Origin of the sequence: Enterobacter sp. NFIX58, from assembly GCF_900110475.1 — a bacterium.
Lineage (GTDB): Bacteria > Pseudomonadota > Gammaproteobacteria > Enterobacterales > Enterobacteriaceae > Enterobacter > Enterobacter quasiroggenkampii.
In genome coordinates, this window is sequence record NZ_FODW01000001.1 from 1,652,503 (window position 1) to 1,670,639 (window position 18,137).

Consider the following 18,137-nt stretch of genomic DNA (forward strand, 5'->3'; position numbering starts at 1 on the left):
ATTGCAGGTGTAGCCTTACTTTCTTTTCTTATGCGGTTTTGGTGCGGATCAGGTAGTCAAACGCGCTGAGAGACGCCTTCGCCCCTTCACCCGTGGCGATAATGATCTGTTTGTACGGCACGGTGGTGCAGTCACCCGCCGCAAACACGCCCTTCACGCTGGTTTCACACTTCGCATCAATAATGATTTCGCCCATGCGGTTGCGCTCAATCGCGCCTTCCAGCCAGGTGGTGTTTGGCAGCAGACCAATCTGCACGAAGATCCCTGAAAGCTGCACGCTGTGCACGTCGCCACTCACGCGGTCGCGGTATTCCAGACCGGTCACCTTGCTGCCGTCGCCCTTCACTTCCGTGGTCTGCGCGTTCAGTATGATGTCGACGTTTTTCAGGCTGCGAACTTTGTCCTGCAGCACCTGGTCGGCTTTCATTTCTGGCGCGAACTCCAGCAGGGTGACGTGTTCAACAATCCCCGCCAGGTCGATAGCCGCTTCCACGCCGGAGTTTCCGCCGCCGATCACCGCCACGCGCTTGCCTTTGAACAGCGGGCCGTCGCAGTGCGGGCAGTAGGTCACGCCTTTGGTGCGATACTGATCTTCACCCGGGACGTTCATGTTGCGCCATTTCGCACCGGTGGCAATGATGATGCTGCGTGCTTTCAGCACCGCGCCGGAGGCGGTTTCAATCTGGTGTAACCCCCCCTCAACCGCAGCAGGCACCAGCTTGCTGGCGCTCTGGCTGTCGATCACGTCTACGTCGTAATCGCTGACGTGCGCCTTCAGCGCGCCGGCCAGTTTCTGGCCTTCGGTTTTCGGCACGGAGATATAGTTTTCAATGTCCACGGTATCCAGTACCTGGCCACCGAAGCGCTCGCCCATCAGGCCCGTGCGGATCCCTTTACGCGCGGAGTACACTGCCGCCGCCGCGCCCGCCGGACCGGAACCGACAATCAGCACGTCATAGGCATCACGTTTGTTCAGCGCTTCTGCGGCACGTTTTTCGGCACCGGTATCCACTTTGGCGACGATTTCCGTCAGCGTCATACGACCCTGACCGAATTCCTGACCGTTCAGATACACCGCCGGAACGCCCATCACGTTGCGATCGGTGATTTCATTCTGGAAGGTACCGCCGTCAATTGCCGTGTGCTTGATGCGCGGGTTGAGGACCGACATCAGGTTCAGCGCCTGCACCACGTCCGGACAGTTGTGGCAGGAGAGCGAGTAATAGGTTTCAAACTCAAAATCACCGTCGATATCGCGGATCTGCTCCAGCAGCGCCTGCGCCTCTTTCGACGGATGACCGCCGGTCCACAGCAGCGCCAGCACCAGCGAGGTAAATTCATGCCCCAGCGGCGAGCCGGCAAAACGCGGCCCCAGCTCAGAGCCTGGGTTAGTAATCAGGAAAGAAGGCTTACGGACGTTAAGCGAGTTATCTTCTTTGAAGGTCACTTTTGGCGACAGTTCGGCGATCTCAGCCAGCAGTTCTTTGATCTCTGCCGATTTCGCGCTGTCGTCCAGCGTGGCAATCAGCTCAACGGGTTTAGTCAGTTTCTCAAGGTAGGCCTTGAGCTGGGTTTTCATATTTGTGTCGAGCATTGTTCTTCCCTCTCTTAAGACGTCATCATGCAAGCTGCCTTATGCGGGCGGCCTGAATGCAACTTGCATCATGGTGCTGGAATAACATGGGCGCGGGTGCGCCCATTGATTGCCGGGTGGCACTTCGTTTACCCGGCCTACGATACTGTAGGCCTGTGCAAGCGTAGCGCCGCCAGGCTTTACAGACTTAGATCTTGCCGACCAGGTCCAGGGATGGCGCCAGCGTTGCTTCGCCTTCTTTCCATTTAGCCGGGCAAACTTCGCCTGGGTGAGAAGCGACATACTGCGCTGCTTTCACTTTACGCAGCAGGTCAGACGCATCACGGCCGATACCTTCAGCGGTAACTTCGATAGCCTGGATAATGCCCTGCGGGTCAACGACGAAGGTCGCGCGGTCTGCCAGGCCTTCATCTTCACGCATGTTGTCGAAGTTACGGGTCAGGGCGCCAGTCGGGTCACCGATCATCGCGTATTTGATTTTGGCGATGGTTTCAGAGCTGCTGTGCCACGCTTTGTGGGTGAAGTGGGTATCGGTAGACACAGAGTAAACGTCTACGCCCAGCTTCTGCAGTTCGTCGTAATGGTCAGCCACGTCGCCCAGTTCGGTCGGGCAAACGAAGGTGAAGTCAGCCGGATAGAAGAAGAAGACGCTCCAGCGACCTTCGGTATCTTTCTCGGTTACTTCGATGAACTCACCGTTTTTGAACGCCTGGTTTTTGAAAGGTTTAATTTTAGTGTTAATCAAAGACATCTGTACTTCCTCCGTGTTTTCGTTGAGATGTAAGGTAACCAACTTTATCCATCGGGGCTAATGCGTATGCTTTATCAAATCAATCAGCCAAACCTTACAACACCAACAAGACAACGTTGTGAACTGAATTAACGGAAAGCCTGAACGTAAAAAGGCCGCCCTGGTGGGCGGCCCTGATACCTGAACTTTCCACAGGAACTTTCAGTGCCAGCCGGGGCTGGCGTTGCGTTGCGCTCTACATACCTTATATCAGGCCGTAACAGCGGTTTGATTACAGCACCGGTTTTCAGTTTGGGCAATCCGTCACGCCGGCATTCCGCCCTATGGCTGCGATAGGTTTTACCGAATAACGCCCGCGTCTGCCCGACATAACGAGAGAATTAATAATGAGAATGGATTGCAATAAGTGGTCAGACTGGTAGCCGGCGCTAAAGTGGCAATAATGCGTCACAGCAAATGTATAACCGGTAGTGCTTATTTGAGAACAACGCTGCATGTTTTAAAGATAAAAATATCTTAATAACGGCTGAAGTTCTATTTCAATAATCCAGCCTCGTGATATATTAAGCTTGAATTCAAAATATAATAAGCAGGTTAATCACAAGGATTGTAAATGATTAACTTCGAACTATAGTTATTAGTTATGAGATTACAACAACACACTCAGGATGATCCATGGCAAATCTTTATGACCTTAAAAAATTCGATCTCAATCTGTTAGTCATTTTTGAGTGCATTTATCAGCACCTCAGCATTAGCAAGGCAGCGGAAACACTCTATATCACGCCCTCTGCGGTGAGCCAGTCTCTGCAACGCCTGCGTACGCAGCTGAATGACCCGCTTTTTATTCGTTCGGGTAAAGGCATCACCCCGACGACCGTGGGGATCAACCTGCATCATCATCTGGAAGAAAACCTTAATCATATTGAGCAGACCATCAATATCCTGAATAACGCGCAGATCAAAAAGAGCTTTGTCATCTACTGCCCGCAGATTCTGGTCCAGGGGCGATTGGGCGACCTGCTAAGGTCTCTGCTTGCGGACGGAAATTACGAGATAGAACATAATGATGTGGTCTTATCGCCTGAGTCGGCCGAGGATCTGCTCGCCTACCGCAAGGCCGATCTGGTGTTTAGTTTTGCGCCGGTTAACAGCCGCTCTATCGTCTGTACCCGCTTTATCCAGTTTTCGGCACAGCTGGTCTGCTGCAAAGAGCACCCCCGCCTTGGCGATAGCGCAACGCTTGAGGAGCTCTGCCAGGAAAAATTCACGCTGATGCGCAGCCAGGAGAACGGCATAAAGGACTTCCAGCAGCAGTCGAACGTACTCCTTCCGGAACGGAATTTCTGCTTCCGCAGCGACTCGCTGATTTCGATTATGAATATTATTGGCATGAGTGATTTAGTCGGTTTTGTTCCAACCGCAATGTTTGAGCGATATAAAGACATTCTCAACCTGAAGCGCGTCGCCTTGCCTTTCACGGTTCCGAAATTAGATATTTTTATGCTATATAATCGTTCAGCGTTAAACAGCAGCGTGTTTTCGCAATTCATTGAAAAAATCGAAGCGGAATAATTTCCGATATTGCCCGAATACTTTTTAATTACATTTGGGCAACAATCCAGGCATGGATAAATCGCATTATTCCGGTTTCGCTTTAATATCTTTACTATTCATGTTTAATTAGAGTAAATAAAAGCCCCGACAGTCATCCTCAGGAAGAGATTGCACATGTCACTGTATAAACATCCCCTGCAGCTTAACGTGCTGGAGGCCGCGCAGGCGCGCATCGACTGGACGTTCGCCACTTTTTCCCGCATCTGCGTCTCCTTTTCCGGCGGCAAAGACTCCACCGTCATGCTGCATCTCACCGCGCAAATGGCCCGGGCGCAAAAGCGAAAAATCAGCGTGCTGTTTATTGACTGGGAGGCTCAGTTCTCCTGCACCATTGAGCACGTTAATGCGCTACGCGAATGCTACCGGGACGTCATCGAGCACTTTTACTGGGTGGCGCTTCCGCTGACCACGCAGAATTCGCTCTCACAGTATCAGCCGGAATGGCAGTGCTGGGCGCCGGGCGTGCACTGGGTGCGCCAGCCGCCGGAAGATGCCATCACCGCTGCCGATTATTTTGATTTTTACCAGGCGGGAATGACCTTTGAAGCGTTTGTCCGCTCGTTTTCCGACTGGTTTGCCCTGCACCGGCCGGCAGCCATGCTGGTGGGCATCCGCGCCGATGAATCCTACAACCGGTTTTTGACCATCGCCAACAACCGCAAGCAGCGCTTCGCGGACGATAAGCCCTGGACAACCACCGCTCCCGGGGGGCACGCGTGGTACGTCTATCCTCTCTACGACTGGAAAACCGCAGACATCTGGACATGGTTTGCAAAATCCGGGTGCAGCTATAACCCGCTCTACAACCTCATGTTTCAGGCGGGCGTCCCGCCGCGCTATATGCGCATCTGCGAACCCTTCGGCCCGGAACAGCGCCAGGGGCTCTGGCTCTATCACGTTCTCGAGCCCGAGCGCTGGGCCGCGATGTGCGAGCGCGTCAGCGGCGTGCGCAGCGGCGGTATCTACGCCGGGCAGGACAACCATTTTTACGGCCACCGCAAAATCCTCAAACCCGAGCACCTCGGCTGGCGCGACTACGCCATGCTCCTGCTGGACAGCATGCCGCAAAACACGGCTGAGCATTACCGCAATAAAATCGCGATCTATCTGCACTGGTATCAGAAGAGAGGCATGCCGGATATTCCCGAGACGCAGGAGGGCGATATCGGCGCCAAAGACATCCCCTCATGGCGCCGTATTTGTAAGGTTTTACTTAATAATGACTACTGGTGCAGGGCGCTGTCGTTCAGCCCAAATAAACCCAAACATTATCAGCGCTACAGCGACAGAGTGAAGGCGAAACGCAAGGAGTGGGGCATTTTATGCGACAAAGAATAATTACCGAGATCGAAACGTACCTGCAGTCACTTTCCGAAGAGGATCGGATTAACGCCATCAATGCCTTTCGTGAAGCGATCCATCGACACAGTCCTTTTCGTGAGCAACCGATAGACTGCGTGCTCTGGATCAAACAGGACGCGATTATCGCTAACGACTACAACCCCAATAACGTTGCCCCTCCAGAAAAACGGCTGCTCACCAGGTCGCTGGAACTCGATGGATTCACCCAACCTCTTGTCGTAACTGAAAGTGAACCGCAACATTACGAAATTGTGGATGGTTTCCACCGCCATGAAATCGGCAAAAATCGGGCGGCGTTAAAGCGCCAGCTCAAGGGATATCTCCCCGTCACCTGCCTGCGCCAGGACCGACAGGAAAAGCATGACCGTATGGCCGCCACGATCCGTCACAACCGGGCGCGGGGTCGGCACCAGATTAACGCCATGTCAGAGATCGTGCGCGAACTGGCACAGCTCGGCTGGAATGATGAGCGAATTGGCAAAGAGCTCGGAATGGACAGCGACGAGGTGCTGCGCCTCAAGCAAATCAACGGTCTGCTGGCGCTGTTTGCAGACCGTCGCTATTCCGAAGCCTGGACGGTGAAATAATCAGAGCGTGTTCAAACGCTCTGCCGCCGCCAGCAGCGTCGATTCCTGCTTGGCAAAGCAAAGACGGATCAGCTTGTGTGGGAAGGGATCGGCGCAGAATACCGACAGCGGAATGGCGGCCACTCCCACCTCTTTTGTCAACCACTGGCAAAAGCTGACGTCATCCAGATCGGAAATCGCACTGTAGTCCGCGAGCAGGAAATAGGTTCCTTCAGACGGCAAAATTTCCAGGCGGCTTTTACTCAGCGCCGTCACGAACAGATCCCGACGTTCACGGTAGAAACGCGGCAGCGCGCGATAATGCTCGGGCTCCGCGCGCAGCATATCCGCCAGCGCCAGCTGAGCTGGCGTGTTCACGGCAAAGGTCAGGTACTGATGCACCTTGCGCAGCTCAGCGCTAATGGCGGCCGGTGCGACGCAGTAGCCCACTTTCCAGCCGGTCATATGGTAGGTCTTACCGAACGACGAGACGGCGATAGCGCGCTCGCGAAGCTGCGGATGGGCCAGCACGCTGGCGTGTCCCTCTTCTGCAAAGCAGATGTGCTCGTAAACTTCATCGCTCAGCACGTAAATTTCACGTTCAGCAATGGCCTGCCACAGCGCGGCGAAGTCCGTTTTCTGCCACACCGTCGCGGACGGGTTATGCGGGGTATTCAGGATCACCAGACGGGTTTTATCACTCAGCAGCGCAGCAAATGCCTGCCAGTCAGGGCGGAAATGCGGTGGCTGTAACGCCACGCGTTTCACCACGCCGCCGGAAAGTTCAACCGCAGGCGCATAGCTGTCGTAGCTCGGGTCAAAGCAGATCACTTCATCGCCCGCGCGCACCAGCGCGGTGATGGCCGCATACAGCGCTTCGGTCGCCCCTGCCGTCACCGTGATGTCGCTGTTCGCATCGGGCTTATGACCATACAGCTCAGCCGTTTTGTCGGCAATGGCTTCCCGCAGCGCCTGTACGCCCGTCATTGGCGCATACTGATTCGCCCCCTGCGCAACGTGATACGCTAAACGCGCCTGCAGATAAGCCGGGCCGTCGAAATCCGGGAACCCCTGAGAAAGGTTAATGGCGTTGTGCTGCTGCGCCAGAGCGCTCATCTGCGTAAAGATGGTGGTACCGAGATTGGGAAGTTTACTTTGCGGAATCAAGGCGTTAATGCTCATTGTGTTGTGCCTGCTTGTAATACTTATGTTGCTGCCACTATAACACGATGTTAGTCTTTGGCAATCAAGACGCTTAGACGTCTAAACAATATGAATATTCCTGTCCGAGAGGGTAAAAGGAAAATGACAGACAACCTGCAACTCACGCATCTGGTCGACGCCTGCCGCTGGATCGGTGCCAAAGGCTGGGCGCCCGCCACCGGCGGTAACATGTCGGTGCGTCAGGACGAACATCTCTGCTGGCTTAGCGAATCCGGCAAAGACAAAGGTAGCCTCACAACCGATGACTTTCTGCAGGTGGAGATCGCCACCAACCGCGCGCCGTCCGGTCGTAAACCGTCGGCGGAGACCGGGCTGCACACGCTGATTTATCGTCTGTTCCCTGAGGCCAACGCCGTACTGCACGTTCACACGGTTAACGCCACGGTGCTGTCCCGTCTGGTCAAAGAGGCCGAGCTCAACATCAGCGGCTTTGAGATGCAAAAATCCCTCACCGGACAGACCACGCATCTGGACACGGTGGCTATTCCGGTCTTCGATAACGACCAGGATATTGACGCCCTCGCCTCACGAATCGCTCATTACGCGCAGGAACGTCCGCTTAATTATGGTTTTCTTCTGCGTGGCCATGGCTTAACCTGCTGGGGACGCGATGTGGCCGAAGCCCGCCGTCATCTGGAAGGACTGGAGTTCCTGTTTGAATGTGAAATGCGTTTACGACAACTGGAGAGAGTATGATTCGCGCGATTGTGACGGATATTGAAGGAACCACCAGCGATATTCGTTTTGTCCATGATGTTTTGTTCCCCTACGCGCGTGAGCGGCTGGCGGCCTTCGTGACCGCGCAGCAGTACGCCGAGCCGGTGAAATCCATTCTGGACAACCTGCGTGATGAAATCGGTCACCCGCACGCTAGCGTCAGCGAGCTTATCGACGCCCTGTTTGCCTTTATGGATGAAGACCGCAAATCGACCGCGCTCAAAGCGCTGCAGGGGATCATCTGGCACGACGGCTACGTCAACGGCGACTTTACCGGCCATCTCTACCCGGACGTGCTGCCCGCGCTGGAAAAATGGAAAGCGCAAGGGATTGATCTCTATGTTTATTCCTCTGGCTCCGTCGCTGCGCAGAAACTGTTATTTGGCTACAGCGACGAAGGTGATATTACTCATCTGTTCAGCGGCTATTTCGACACCCATATCGGCGCCAAGCGCGAGGTGCAGTCTTATCAGAACATTGCGGCGCAAACGGGCATAGCCCCGTCGCAGATCCTCTTCCTCTCCGATATTCATCAGGAGCTGGACGCGGCTGAACAGGCAGGTTTTCGTACCCTGCAGCTGATTCGCGGTGATGATGACGGCGCAAGCCACCACCATCAGGTCCACCAGTTTGACGAGATTAACCCGGAGCAGATCCCTTCATGAGCGCATTGACCATTTATTCCGACAAAGACGCCAGTCAACACCAGTGGCACAGCACCGACGCCGCCGAGATTGCCCAACAGCTCAACGCAAAAGGCGTGCGGTTTGAACGCTGGGCGGCGGATCGCGATTTAGGGCACGATCCCGCGCCTGAAGCCGTGATCGCGGCGTATCAACATGCGATCGACAAACTGGTCGCAGAGAAGGGTTACCAGAGCTGGGACGTGATCAGCCTGCGCGCCGACAATCCGCAAAAAGACGCGCTGCGCGCGAAGTTCCTGAACGAACACACCCACGGCGAGGACGAAGTACGCTTTTTCGTGGAAGGCGCGGGCTTGTTCTGCCTGCACATTGGCGATGAAGTGTATCAGGTGCTGTGCGAGAAAAACGACCTGATCTCCGTGCCCGCGGGCACGCCGCACTGGTTTGATATGGGCTCAGAGCCGAACTTTACGGCGATTCGTATTTTCGATAATCCGGAAGGCTGGGTGGCCCAGTTTACCGGTAACGCCATTGCGGATGCGTATCCGCGCCTCGCTTGATCTTTTCTCCCTCTCCCTGTGGGAGAGGGCCGGGGTGAGGGCACCAGCGCGCACTACGCGTTTAGCCTCTTCACATACTCCACCAGCTGATCCAGCACTATCCCCCACCCTTCGTGGAAACCCATCTGCTCGTGCTGCTCGCGGATTTCCTTCGTGGGGTGGCGCGCAATCGCCGTATAGCGCGTTTTGCCCTCGCCCACCTCTTCCAGCAGCAGGATCGCCGTCATAAACGGCTTCTCGGTTGGTTTCCAGCCTTCGGTATAGCCGTCGGTAAAGACCAGCTTTTTTCCCGGGTCGATTTCAAGGAACACCCCCCGGTTATCCATCCGCTGACCGTCCACCTCAAACACGGTGTTGAACCGTCCGCCCACGCGGAGGTCAAGGTCGCATTCGGTCACCTTATGGGGAGCAGGAATGAAGAAGTTTTTGATATGCTCGGGGGTAGTCCAGCAGAGCCACAGCAGGTCGCGCGGGGCATCCACCACGCGCTCCAGTTTTAAGTCTGTTTCAGGATCGAGCGTCACGATATTGTCCTCTTAAGGGAACCCCTTAAAGGATAGCCGGACTCAGGCGAATTTGCCGTTTGCCACCGCTTCCGGCGTGACCACCCCCGTATCCAGCACCCAGCCGCTAATCAGCGAGGCGGGCGTTACGTCAAACGCCGGGTTGTAGACTTGCGCGTTTTCCGGCGCCCACTGCACCGCGCCAAAGCTTCCGGCGACGCCCGTCACCTCGCTGGCGGCGCGCTGCTCAATCGGGATCGCGTCGCCGTTCGGGCAGTCCGGATCGAGGGTCGTTTGCGGCGCGGCCACGTAGAACGGAATGCCGTGGAATTTTGCCAGCACCGCCAGGGAATAGGTGCCAATCTTGTTCGCCACGTCGCCGTTGGCAGCAATGCGGTCTGCACCCACCCACACTGCGTCCACCTGCCCTTTCGCCATCAGTCTGGCGGCCATGGAATCGGTAATTAGCTGATACGGCACACCCAGCTCGCCAAGTTCCCAGGCGGTTAATCTTCCCCCCTGCAGCAGCGGACGGGTTTCATCGACCCAGACGTTGCTGACCTTGCCTTCCTGATGCGCGCGAGCAATCACGCCCAGCGCGGTGCCGACGCCCGCCGTTGCCAGCCCGCCGGTGTTGCAGTGGGTCAGCAGACGGCTGCCGGGCTTCACCAGCGCGCTACCCGCTCTCGCAATGGCGTCACAGAGCCGTTTGTCTTCGTCGATCAGGCGCAGCGCCTCCGCCACCAGCGCCGGAACATACTCTTCCTGCCACAGCGCCAGCTTCATGCGGTCAAGATTATTCATCAGGTTCACCGCCGTCGGGCGGGATGCGCGCAGGGTTTCCAGCGCAACCGCCAGCTCGTCACGGCTTTTGCCGTTTTCCGCCAGCAGCGCCAGCAGCAGACTTGCAGAGAGACCGATCAGCGGCGCGCCGCGCACCCGCAGGGCGTGAATATGACCCACCAGCGCCTCTACCGTTGAGGCATCCAGCCAGCGTTTCTCCTGCGGAAGGGCCTGCTGGTCGAGAATAAAGAGCTGATTATCCGCTACCCGCAGGCTGGTCGTCTGTAATGTCTGCATGTCGTTAATTCCCTGTTGCGTTGTTGTAGCACATTGTGTCAGGATGAAATCCAGATGTATAGACGTCTACATGTCTTTATTAGCAAACCCGTGAGGAGCAGGCCATGTCGCAATACCGTACCTTTACCGCTCAGGACGCCGTGGAATATGCCAGGCAGTTTGGCGGCCTTGACGATCCTTCATCGCTGGTGGAGGCGCAGGAGGTAGGCGACGGCAACCTCAATCTGGTGTTCAAAATCTTCGACAGCGCGGGCGTGAGCCGCATCATCGTTAAGCAGGCGCTGCCCTACGTGCGCTGCGTCGGCGAGTCCTGGCCGCTGACGCTGGACCGCGCCCGTCTGGAGGCGCAAACCCTGGTCGAGCACTACCGGCACAGCCCGCAGCACACGGTGAAAATCCACCACTTTGACCCGGAACTGGCGGTGATGGTGATGGAAGATCTCTCCAGCCATCGCATCTGGCGCGGCGAGCTGATCAAAAATAATTATTACCCGCAGGCTGCGCGTCAGCTGGGTGAATACCTCGCGCACGCGCTGTTCCACACCAGCGATTTCTACCTGCACCCGCACGAGAAAAAAGCGCAGGTGGCGAAATTCATCAACCCGGAGATGTGCGAGATCACCGAAGATCTGTTCTTCAACGATCCGTACCAGATCCACGAACGCAACAGCTACCCGGCCGAGCTGGAAAATGACGTCGCCGCGCTGCGCGACGACGCCCAGCTGAAAATTGCCGTGGCCTCCCTGAAGCACCGTTTCTTTTCTCAGGCTGAAGCTCTGCTGCACGGAGACATTCACAGCGGCTCGATTTTTGTGGCCGACGGCAGCCTGAAGGCCATCGACGCCGAGTTCGGCTATTTCGGGCCGATGGGCTTTGATGTCGGCACCGCTATCGGCAACCTGCTGCTGAACTTCTGCGGCCTGCCGGGACATCTGGGCATTCGCGATGCCGCTGCCGCCCGCGAGCAACGTCTGACCGATATTCAGGAACTGTGGAACACCTTCGCGGAGCGCTTCCAGGCGCTGGCACACGAGAAAACACGCGACGCCGCGCTCAGCGCGCCGGGCTATGCCTCCGCCTTCCTGAAAAAGGTCTGGCATGATGCCATCGGTTTCTGCGGCACCGAGCTGATTCGCCGCAGCGTCGGGCTTTCCCACGTCGCGGATATCGACACCATTCAGGACGAGGCGATGCGCCACGAATGCCTTCGCCACGCGATAACGCTCGGCAAGGCGCTGATTGTTATTGCCGACCGTATCGACAGTGCGGAAGATCTGGTGGCGCGGGTACGGCAGTACAGTTGATTTTCTCCCTCTCCCTGTGGGAGAGGGCCGGGGTGAGGGCATCAAACCGCACTTACCCCAAATACTCAATCACCGACAGCCCGCCGTTATAATCCGTGCTGTAGATAATTCCCTGCGCATCCACGAACACGTCACACGACTGGATCACCTGCGGGCGATTCGGGCGGGTATCCATCATTTTCGCCGGCGCGGCAGGCACCAGCGCCCCCGTTTCAACCGGACGATACGGATTGGAAATGTCATACGCGCGCACGCCCGCATTCTGATACGTGGCAAAAATCAGCGTGGAGCTGACAAAGCTCCCCGGCCGGTTCTCGTGCAGGTTGTGCGGCCCGAAATGCGCCCCTTTCACCACGTAGTCAGTTTCGTCCGGCTGCGGGAAGGTAGAGATGCTTATCGGGTTCGACGGCTCGCGGATATCAAACAGCCAGATCAGCTTCTCCCCGTCCTCCTGGTTGTCGAGCACCGCTTCATCCAGCACCACCAGCAGATCGCGGTCCGGCAGCGGCAGCGCGGTGTGCGTGCCGCCGCCAAACGGCGGACTCCAGTTACGGTGGCTAATGAGTTTAGGCCGGGTACGATCCTTCACGTCCAGCAGCGTCAGGCCGCCGTCGCGCCAGCTGCCGTACGCGGTATCGCCGGCAATAATCGCATGGTGGAGTGCGTAGCGTTTCCCTTCCGGCCAGTTCGGCTGTTCGCCTTCGGCCTGGTTCATCCCCGGCAGCCACCAGCGCCCTGCCACCTCAGGCTTACGCGGGTCGGCCAGATCGATCGTCAGAAAGATGTAGTCGGTAAAACCGTCGATCAGCGCCGACACGTACGCCCAGCGGCCACCGACGTACCAGATGCGGTGAATGCCGATTCCGCTCAGCGACAGAAAGCCGATTTCGCGCGGCCTGTCCGGCGTGGAGATATCAAACACGCGCAGCCCGGCGCTCCAGCCTTTGTCCTGCACGTCGCGGACAGTCTCGCCCACCTGGCGGGTGTAGTAGACCTTCTCGTCGGCAAAGCGGGCATCGGCAAACAGATCCCGGGCGTTGATGACCAGCAGCAGGTCATCATGCGCCTGCAGATGCACGTTCCAGGTGCCGGGCGGCGCGGGCACGTAGCCCACCGCTTTCGGGTTTTTCGGGTCGCGCACGTCGACAATCGAAAAGCCCTGCGACACCATATGGCCGATATAAGCGAAACCGCGGTGCACCATCAGCTGCACGCCGTCCGGGCGACCACCCTGATCGCTATGGCCAATCAGCCGCATGTTGCGGCTGTATTCGGGTTGAGGTAATGCAGACATAGTTGAGTCCTTTCGCCGGATGGCGGCTTCGCCTTATCCGGCCTACAACACCGTAGGCCCGGTAAGCGAAGCGCCACCGGGCATTATTTTGACCTGGCTTCCAGCGTCGCAAACCACGGCGCGATAAAATCTTCCGTCTGGTCCCAACCCGGAATGATTTTCCCCAGCGACGCCACGTTCACCGCACCCGGCTGGGCGGTCAGCAGCGCCTGTGGAATAGCGGCCGCCTTAAAATCGTAGGTCGCAGGCGTGGCTTCCCCGGCAATCTTGTTCGCCACCAGACGCACGTTGGTCGCGCCAATCAGCTTCGGATCCACCGCCACGCTCACCTTCCATGGGCTGCCCGGCTCGCGCATCAGCTGCAGATCCTGGTTGGAGATGTCGATGCTGTAGAGTTTGATCTCGGTACGGCCGTTCTCTTTCAGCGCTTTGTAGGCGCCCTGGCTGAAGGCGTCCCAGGTCCCCCAGATGGCGTCGATTTTACCTTTCGGGTATTTCGCCAGAATCGCACCCACCTTGTTGGCGGTGTCACCCTGCACGTCAGAAGAGACCGCGCCGATAGACTCCAGCTCTTTGATGTCCGGGTACTGTTTTTGCAACTCTTTATACGCCGCCTGACGACGCTCCATCGGCGGGAAGCCCGCCACCCACAGCTTGACGATATTGGCCTTGCCGTTGAAATCTTTCGCCAGTTGGCCGAAGGAGAGGTTCGTCAGGGAGGCATCGTCCTGCTGGGTGACGGTCACGCCCGGGATCTCGCCATTAACCGCCGTATCAAAGACGGCGACCTTAATCCCGGCGTCCACCGCCTTCTTCACCAGCGCGGTGGAGTACGGATCGCGGCCCTGAGACAAGATAATCCCGTCGTACTTCTGGCTGATGGCCTGGTTCACGAAGTCCTGGAATTTGGCGTCGTCCCCGTTGCTTAAAAAGGTGCTGACCTTAAAGCCAAGCTTCTTTCCTTCCTGAATGGCTCCGGCAATAAACTGCGTGGTGTTGTCGTCTGAGCCGAGGTTACGGATCACCGCGATGCGAATGGGGCCGTCGTGGTTGGCAATGGCCGCCGGAAGCGGTGCGGGCGTGGCCGCGAAGCCAGGCAGAGCGGTGAATAACCCTAATGCCACCAAAGAGAGTGCAATCTTTTTCATTTTTTATCCCGTTGTGTTGTCAGCGTTTTTGTATGTAGGTAATCGCCAGTGCTACCGCGAGCACCAGCCCTTTTATAATGTCCATGGCGTAATACGGCACGGAGAGCATCACCAGCCCGTTCGACAGCACGCCGAGAATAACCGCCCCCACCAGGGTCCCCAGCGCATTCGGCTTGCCGGACCCGGCCAGCGAGAAACCAATCCACGCCGCCGCCACCGCATCCATCAGGTAACCGCCGCCCGCGTTTACCTGCGACGAGCCAATGCGCGAGGCTAGCAAAATCCCGCCTAGGCCCGCCAGCAGGGAGGCAATCACGTAGGCCGCCACCTTGTAGCGGGTGGTGCGAATCCCTGAGAGGCGCGCCGCTTCCGGGTTACCGCCAATGGCGTACATCCGACGACCGTGAGTGGTGAGCGACAGCCCCAGCTGCGCCAGAACTGTCACCACCAGCATGATGATCACAATCGTCGGCACCTGCCCCAGCAGGCTGAACGTCGCCGGAATGGTACCTTCCGCCATGTCACCGCTCGGCAGCACCATGTTCTCGGTAATCGACCCGCCGTAGCTGTAGGTCATCGCCACGCCCTGGATCACAAACAGGCTGGCCAGCGTCGCGAGCATGTCCGGAATGCGCAGGATGACGATCAGAAAGGCGTTAAACAGACCCACCAGCGTGCAGAGCGCGAGGGTGATCAGAATCGACTCGGTGGTGCCGAAGCCGTGCCAGACGAAAAGGGAAATCACCAGCGCGTTCGCCAGCGACGCGGTCGATCCTACGGAGAGATCGAACCCGCCGATGGTCAGCGATATCGACACGCCGATGGCTATCACCGTCACGATGGCAATCGAACGCAGAATATTGATGATGTTGTTTGGATCGAGGAAGCTGTCCGACGCCAGGCCAAAGACGGCCACCAGCGCGACGACGGTTAACAGCATGCCCCACTTGTAGAGAAAATCGAAAATCTGCTGACGGCCAGACGCCGTCGCGTTTACTGAAAGGGCCTTGCTCACGACGCCGTTCCTCCGGTTGAATAATAAAGTAGTGTCTCTTCACGGGCCTCGGCCCCGGCGATTTCCGCCACGATGCGCCCGTCCCACAGCACGCAGATGCGGTCGCACAGCCCGACCAGCTCGGCAAACTCGCCGGAGGCGTAAATCACCCCTTTGCCCTCACGCGCCAGGCCGTCGATCAACTGGAACAGATCGGTTTTGGCCTTCACGTCCACGCCTTTGGTCGGCTCGTCGAAGATCAGCACACTCGCGTCATTGCGCAGCCACTTGCCGATGGCGACCTTCTGCTGGTTGCCGCCGGACAAACGTCGCAAAACCTGTCCGGGACCGCGGGCGCGCACGCCGACGCGGGCGATCACCTCCTCCGCCCAGCGCCACGCCTGACGATGGCCGAACAGGCTCCAGCGCGAGAAGCTGTTATCGGCGCACACGGCAAGGTTCATGCTCACCGGCTCGTCGATAAAAATGCCCTCTTTACGCCGCTCTTCCGGCACCAGCGCCAGGCCGCGCAGCACCGAGTCCGCCGGATCGCGCGGCTGCCAGGGCTGTTGATTCAACTCACCGCGCGACACGCGGCTTTTGCTGGCGCCAAACAGCGCCTTACAGAGTTCGGTTTTGCCCGCGCCCGCCAGCCCGGCAATACCGAGAATTTCGCCCTTACGCAGGTGCAAGGAGATATCTTTCAGCAGCGCGTCGTCGTGCAGCCCTTCTACCCGCAGCAACGTTTCGTCGCCGTGCGGCGGCCGCGCGGGCGGGTAGATATCGCTCAGCACGTGGCCGAGCATCTTCTCGACGATCGCTTCGCCGCTGAGATTGGCCATCGGGCCGGACTCGATCAGCTTGCCGTCGCGCAGCACCGTCAGGGTGTCGCAGATGGCCTTCAGCTCGTGAATGCGGTGGGAGATAAACACCACGCCGATGCCCTGCTGCTTTAACCGTCTCACCACCGCAAACAGGCGCTCGCTCTCGTGCGCGTCCAGCGGCGCGGTGGGCTCATCAAGAATGAGAAAACGGCAGTGGTGTGACAGGGCGCGCGCCAGCAAAATCTGCTGCTTTTCGGCAAGCGTGCAGCTGTCGATGGAACGGCGGACGTCCAGCGTAACGTCAAGCTGCGCCAGCGCCTGTCTCGCCTGCTGGCGGACGGCGCGCCAGCGGAAGCGATGCCCCGGCTGCGCCAGCTGGTCGAGCATGATGTTCTCGGCGATGCTTAACCCCGGGATCAGCGCCACGTCCACTTCCTGCTGCACGAGGTGGATCCCCAGCCGTTTGGCATCGAGCGGCTCGCGGATGCTTACCGGCTGGTTATTAATGGAGATTTCGCCTTCATAGTGGTCGTGCGTCCCGCACAGCACCGCCATCAGCGTCGATTTCCCCGCGCCGTTGGCGCCGGTCAGCGCATGTACCGATCCGCCGGTTAAGGTGAAGTTCACGCGCGACAGCGCCTGAAAGCCGGAAAAGGCCAGGCTGATACCGCGCATCTCAAGGCGACTGGAAACCATCCGCGTAAATCCTTCATAACTCTTCTGATTTATCGAATTTTTCACAGCTCCGGTTGACTGACAACGACGGAAAAGGCATAAGTTAAAGCGAAATATTATTAGCCATCCGGATGTCCAGACATAACATCGGGTTAGCGCTTGCTAAAAAAGGACAACACCATGAGCAACACCGATATCCGCGTCGTGCCTGGCCCGGCGAACTACTTCTCCCATCCCGGAAGCCTTGCGCATCTGAATGACTTCTTTACCCCGGAACAGCTTTCCCGCGCGGTGTGGATCTACGGCGAGCGCGCTATCGACGGCGCACGCCCGTTCCTGCCGGAGAGCTTTCACGCGCCGGGGGCGAAACACCTGCTGTTTAAAGGCCACTGCAGCGAGCGCGACGTCATCCATCTGGTGAACGAATCCGGCAGTGACGCCAGCGTGGTGATTGGCGTCGGCGGCGGCGCGGTGCTGGATACCGTCAAGGCCGTGGCGCGTCGTCTGGGCGTGCCGTTCGTGGGTATCCCCACCATTGCCGCTACCTGCGCGGCATGGACCCCGCTCTCCGTCTGGTACAACGATGCCGGGCAGGCGCTGCATTTTGAGATCTTCGATGACGCCAACTTCCTGGTGCTGGTAGAGCCACAGATCATTCTTAACGCACCCGCGGAATACCTGCTGGCGGGTATCGGCGATACGCTGGCGAAGTGGTACGAAGCGGTAGTGCTTGCTCCGCAGCCTGAAAACCTGCCGCTGACCGTGCGGCTGGGCATCAACGGCGCGCTGGCAATCCGCGACGGGCTGCTGGAGCACAGTGAGGAAGCGCTGGCCGACCAGCAGCGCGGCGAACAGACGCAGGCGTTCCGGGACGTGGTGGACGCGATTATCGCCGGCGGCGGGATGGTTGGCGGTCTGGGCGAGCGCTATACCCGCGTGGCGGCGGCGCATGCGGTACACAACGGTTTAACCGTGCTGCCGCAGACGGAAAAATACCTCCACGGCACCAAGGTGGCCTACGGCATTCTGGTGCAGAGCGCCCTGCTCGGCCAGGACGACGTGCTGGCGCAGCTGGTGGCGGCGTACCGGCGCTTTAACCTGCCGACCACGCTTCGCGCGCTGGAGGTCGATATTCACAACCGAGACGAGCTGGATAAAGTGATTGCCCACACTCTGCGTCCGGTGGAGTCAATTCATTATCTGCCGGTGACGTTAACGCCTGAGGTTCTGCACGCGGCGTTTGAGAAGGTGGAATACTTCAGCCGTTAATCTCCCTGACC

At 57.9% G+C, this 18,137-nt stretch carries 17 protein-coding genes; 8 read left to right on the plus strand and 9 right to left on the minus strand.

Annotation, left to right across the window (positions count from 1 at the left end; all coding sequences use genetic code 11):
- Positions 1–28: 28 nt before the first annotated feature.
- Together ahpF and ahpC are read right to left on the minus strand one after the other, a co-directional pair.
- A complete protein-coding gene (gene ahpF / locus BMW97_RS08145; RefSeq protein ID WP_045909600.1) occupies positions 29–1,594 on the minus strand; it encodes an alkyl hydroperoxide reductase subunit F in 1,566 nt (521 codons plus the stop codon).
- Between the two features lie 187 nt (positions 1,595–1,781).
- Entirely contained in the window at positions 1,782–2,345 is a 564-nt protein-coding gene (gene ahpC / locus BMW97_RS08150; protein WP_008501015.1) for an alkyl hydroperoxide reductase subunit C, read from the minus strand.
- Positions 2,346–3,020: 675 nt separating this feature from the next.
- On the opposite strand from ahpC, the gene BMW97_RS08155 reads away from it, so the two are divergent.
- The 3 genes from BMW97_RS08155 (at position 3,021) to BMW97_RS08165 (ending at position 5,911) form a co-directional block, all read left to right on the plus strand.
- On the plus strand, positions 3,021–3,920 hold the full coding sequence (locus BMW97_RS08155; protein WP_045909601.1) for a DNA-binding transcriptional repressor CitR: 900 nt from the start codon (positions 3,021–3,023) through the stop codon (positions 3,918–3,920).
- 156 nt (positions 3,921–4,076) lie between these two features.
- Positions 4,077–5,300, plus strand: coding sequence for a phosphoadenosine phosphosulfate reductase (locus tag BMW97_RS08160; protein ID WP_045909602.1), 1,224 nt, complete (start codon positions 4,077–4,079; stop codon positions 5,298–5,300).
- On the plus strand, positions 5,285–5,911 hold the full coding sequence (locus tag BMW97_RS08165) for an IbrB-like domain-containing protein (protein WP_045909603.1): 627 nt from the start codon (positions 5,285–5,287) through the stop codon (positions 5,909–5,911). The genes BMW97_RS08160 and BMW97_RS08165 overlap by 16 nt, the downstream gene beginning before the upstream one ends.
- On the opposite strand, the gene BMW97_RS08170 is transcribed toward BMW97_RS08165, so the two are convergent.
- Positions 5,912–7,072 (minus strand): pyridoxal phosphate-dependent aminotransferase, encoded by a 1,161-nt coding sequence (locus BMW97_RS08170; RefSeq protein ID WP_045909604.1) that lies wholly within the window; start codon positions 7,070–7,072, stop codon positions 5,912–5,914.
- A 123-nt stretch (positions 7,073–7,195) separates the two neighbouring features.
- Here BMW97_RS08170 and BMW97_RS08175 point away from each other — a divergent pair, with 123 nt between their 5' ends.
- From BMW97_RS08175 to BMW97_RS08185, 3 genes are read left to right on the plus strand one after another with little or no spacing between them, the layout of a single operon-like run.
- Positions 7,196–7,810: a methylthioribulose 1-phosphate dehydratase gene (locus BMW97_RS08175; protein WP_023618408.1), complete on the plus strand. Its 615-nt coding sequence runs from the start codon at positions 7,196–7,198 to the stop codon at positions 7,808–7,810.
- Positions 7,807–8,496 (plus strand): acireductone synthase, encoded by a 690-nt coding sequence (gene mtnC, locus BMW97_RS08180; RefSeq protein WP_023334872.1) that lies wholly within the window; start codon positions 7,807–7,809, stop codon positions 8,494–8,496. The genes BMW97_RS08175 and mtnC overlap by 4 nt, the downstream gene beginning before the upstream one ends.
- Positions 8,493–9,035, plus strand: coding sequence for a 1,2-dihydroxy-3-keto-5-methylthiopentene dioxygenase (locus BMW97_RS08185; protein ID WP_045909605.1), 543 nt, complete (start codon positions 8,493–8,495; stop codon positions 9,033–9,035). The genes mtnC and BMW97_RS08185 overlap by 4 nt, the downstream gene beginning before the upstream one ends.
- Before the next feature lie 53 nt (positions 9,036–9,088).
- On the opposite strand, the gene BMW97_RS08190 is transcribed toward BMW97_RS08185, so the two are convergent.
- Positions 9,089–9,559 (minus strand): SRPBCC family protein, encoded by a 471-nt coding sequence (locus tag BMW97_RS08190; protein ID WP_045909606.1) that lies wholly within the window; start codon positions 9,557–9,559, stop codon positions 9,089–9,091.
- A gap of 42 nt (positions 9,560–9,601) precedes the next feature.
- Complete coding sequence (gene mtnA, locus BMW97_RS08195) at positions 9,602–10,618, minus strand: S-methyl-5-thioribose-1-phosphate isomerase (RefSeq protein ID WP_045909607.1); 1,017 nt, start codon at positions 10,616–10,618, stop codon at positions 9,602–9,604.
- A gap of 104 nt (positions 10,619–10,722) precedes the next feature.
- Here mtnA and mtnK point away from each other — a divergent pair, with 104 nt between their 5' ends.
- The gene (gene mtnK, locus BMW97_RS08200) at positions 10,723–11,922 is read left to right on the plus strand and encodes an S-methyl-5-thioribose kinase (RefSeq protein ID WP_045909608.1); all 1,200 of its coding nucleotides are present in this window, start codon (positions 10,723–10,725) and stop codon (positions 11,920–11,922) included.
- Positions 11,923–11,974: 52 nt separating this feature from the next.
- Here the strand turns inward: mtnK and BMW97_RS08205 are convergent, their stop codons facing one another.
- From BMW97_RS08205 to BMW97_RS08220, 4 genes are all read right to left on the minus strand, one after another.
- The gene (locus tag BMW97_RS08205; protein WP_045909609.1) at positions 11,975–13,216 is read right to left on the minus strand and encodes an LVIVD repeat-containing protein; all 1,242 of its coding nucleotides are present in this window, start codon (positions 13,214–13,216) and stop codon (positions 11,975–11,977) included.
- 83 nt (positions 13,217–13,299) lie between these two features.
- A complete protein-coding gene (locus BMW97_RS08210; protein WP_090392635.1) occupies positions 13,300–14,364 on the minus strand; it encodes a sugar ABC transporter substrate-binding protein in 1,065 nt (354 codons plus the stop codon).
- Positions 14,365–14,383: 19 nt separating this feature from the next.
- Positions 14,384–15,379: an ABC transporter permease gene (locus BMW97_RS08215; RefSeq protein ID WP_045909610.1), complete on the minus strand. Its 996-nt coding sequence runs from the start codon at positions 15,377–15,379 to the stop codon at positions 14,384–14,386.
- Entirely contained in the window at positions 15,376–16,878 is a 1,503-nt protein-coding gene (locus BMW97_RS08220) for a sugar ABC transporter ATP-binding protein (protein WP_063621119.1), read from the minus strand. Before BMW97_RS08220 ends, BMW97_RS08215 begins: the two co-directional genes overlap by 4 nt.
- Positions 16,879–17,037: 159 nt before the next feature.
- On the opposite strand from BMW97_RS08220, the gene BMW97_RS08225 reads away from it, so the two are divergent.
- Positions 17,038–18,126, plus strand: coding sequence for an oxidoreductase (locus BMW97_RS08225; protein WP_045909612.1), 1,089 nt, complete (start codon positions 17,038–17,040; stop codon positions 18,124–18,126).
- The last annotated feature ends 11 nt before the right edge of the window (positions 18,127–18,137 follow it).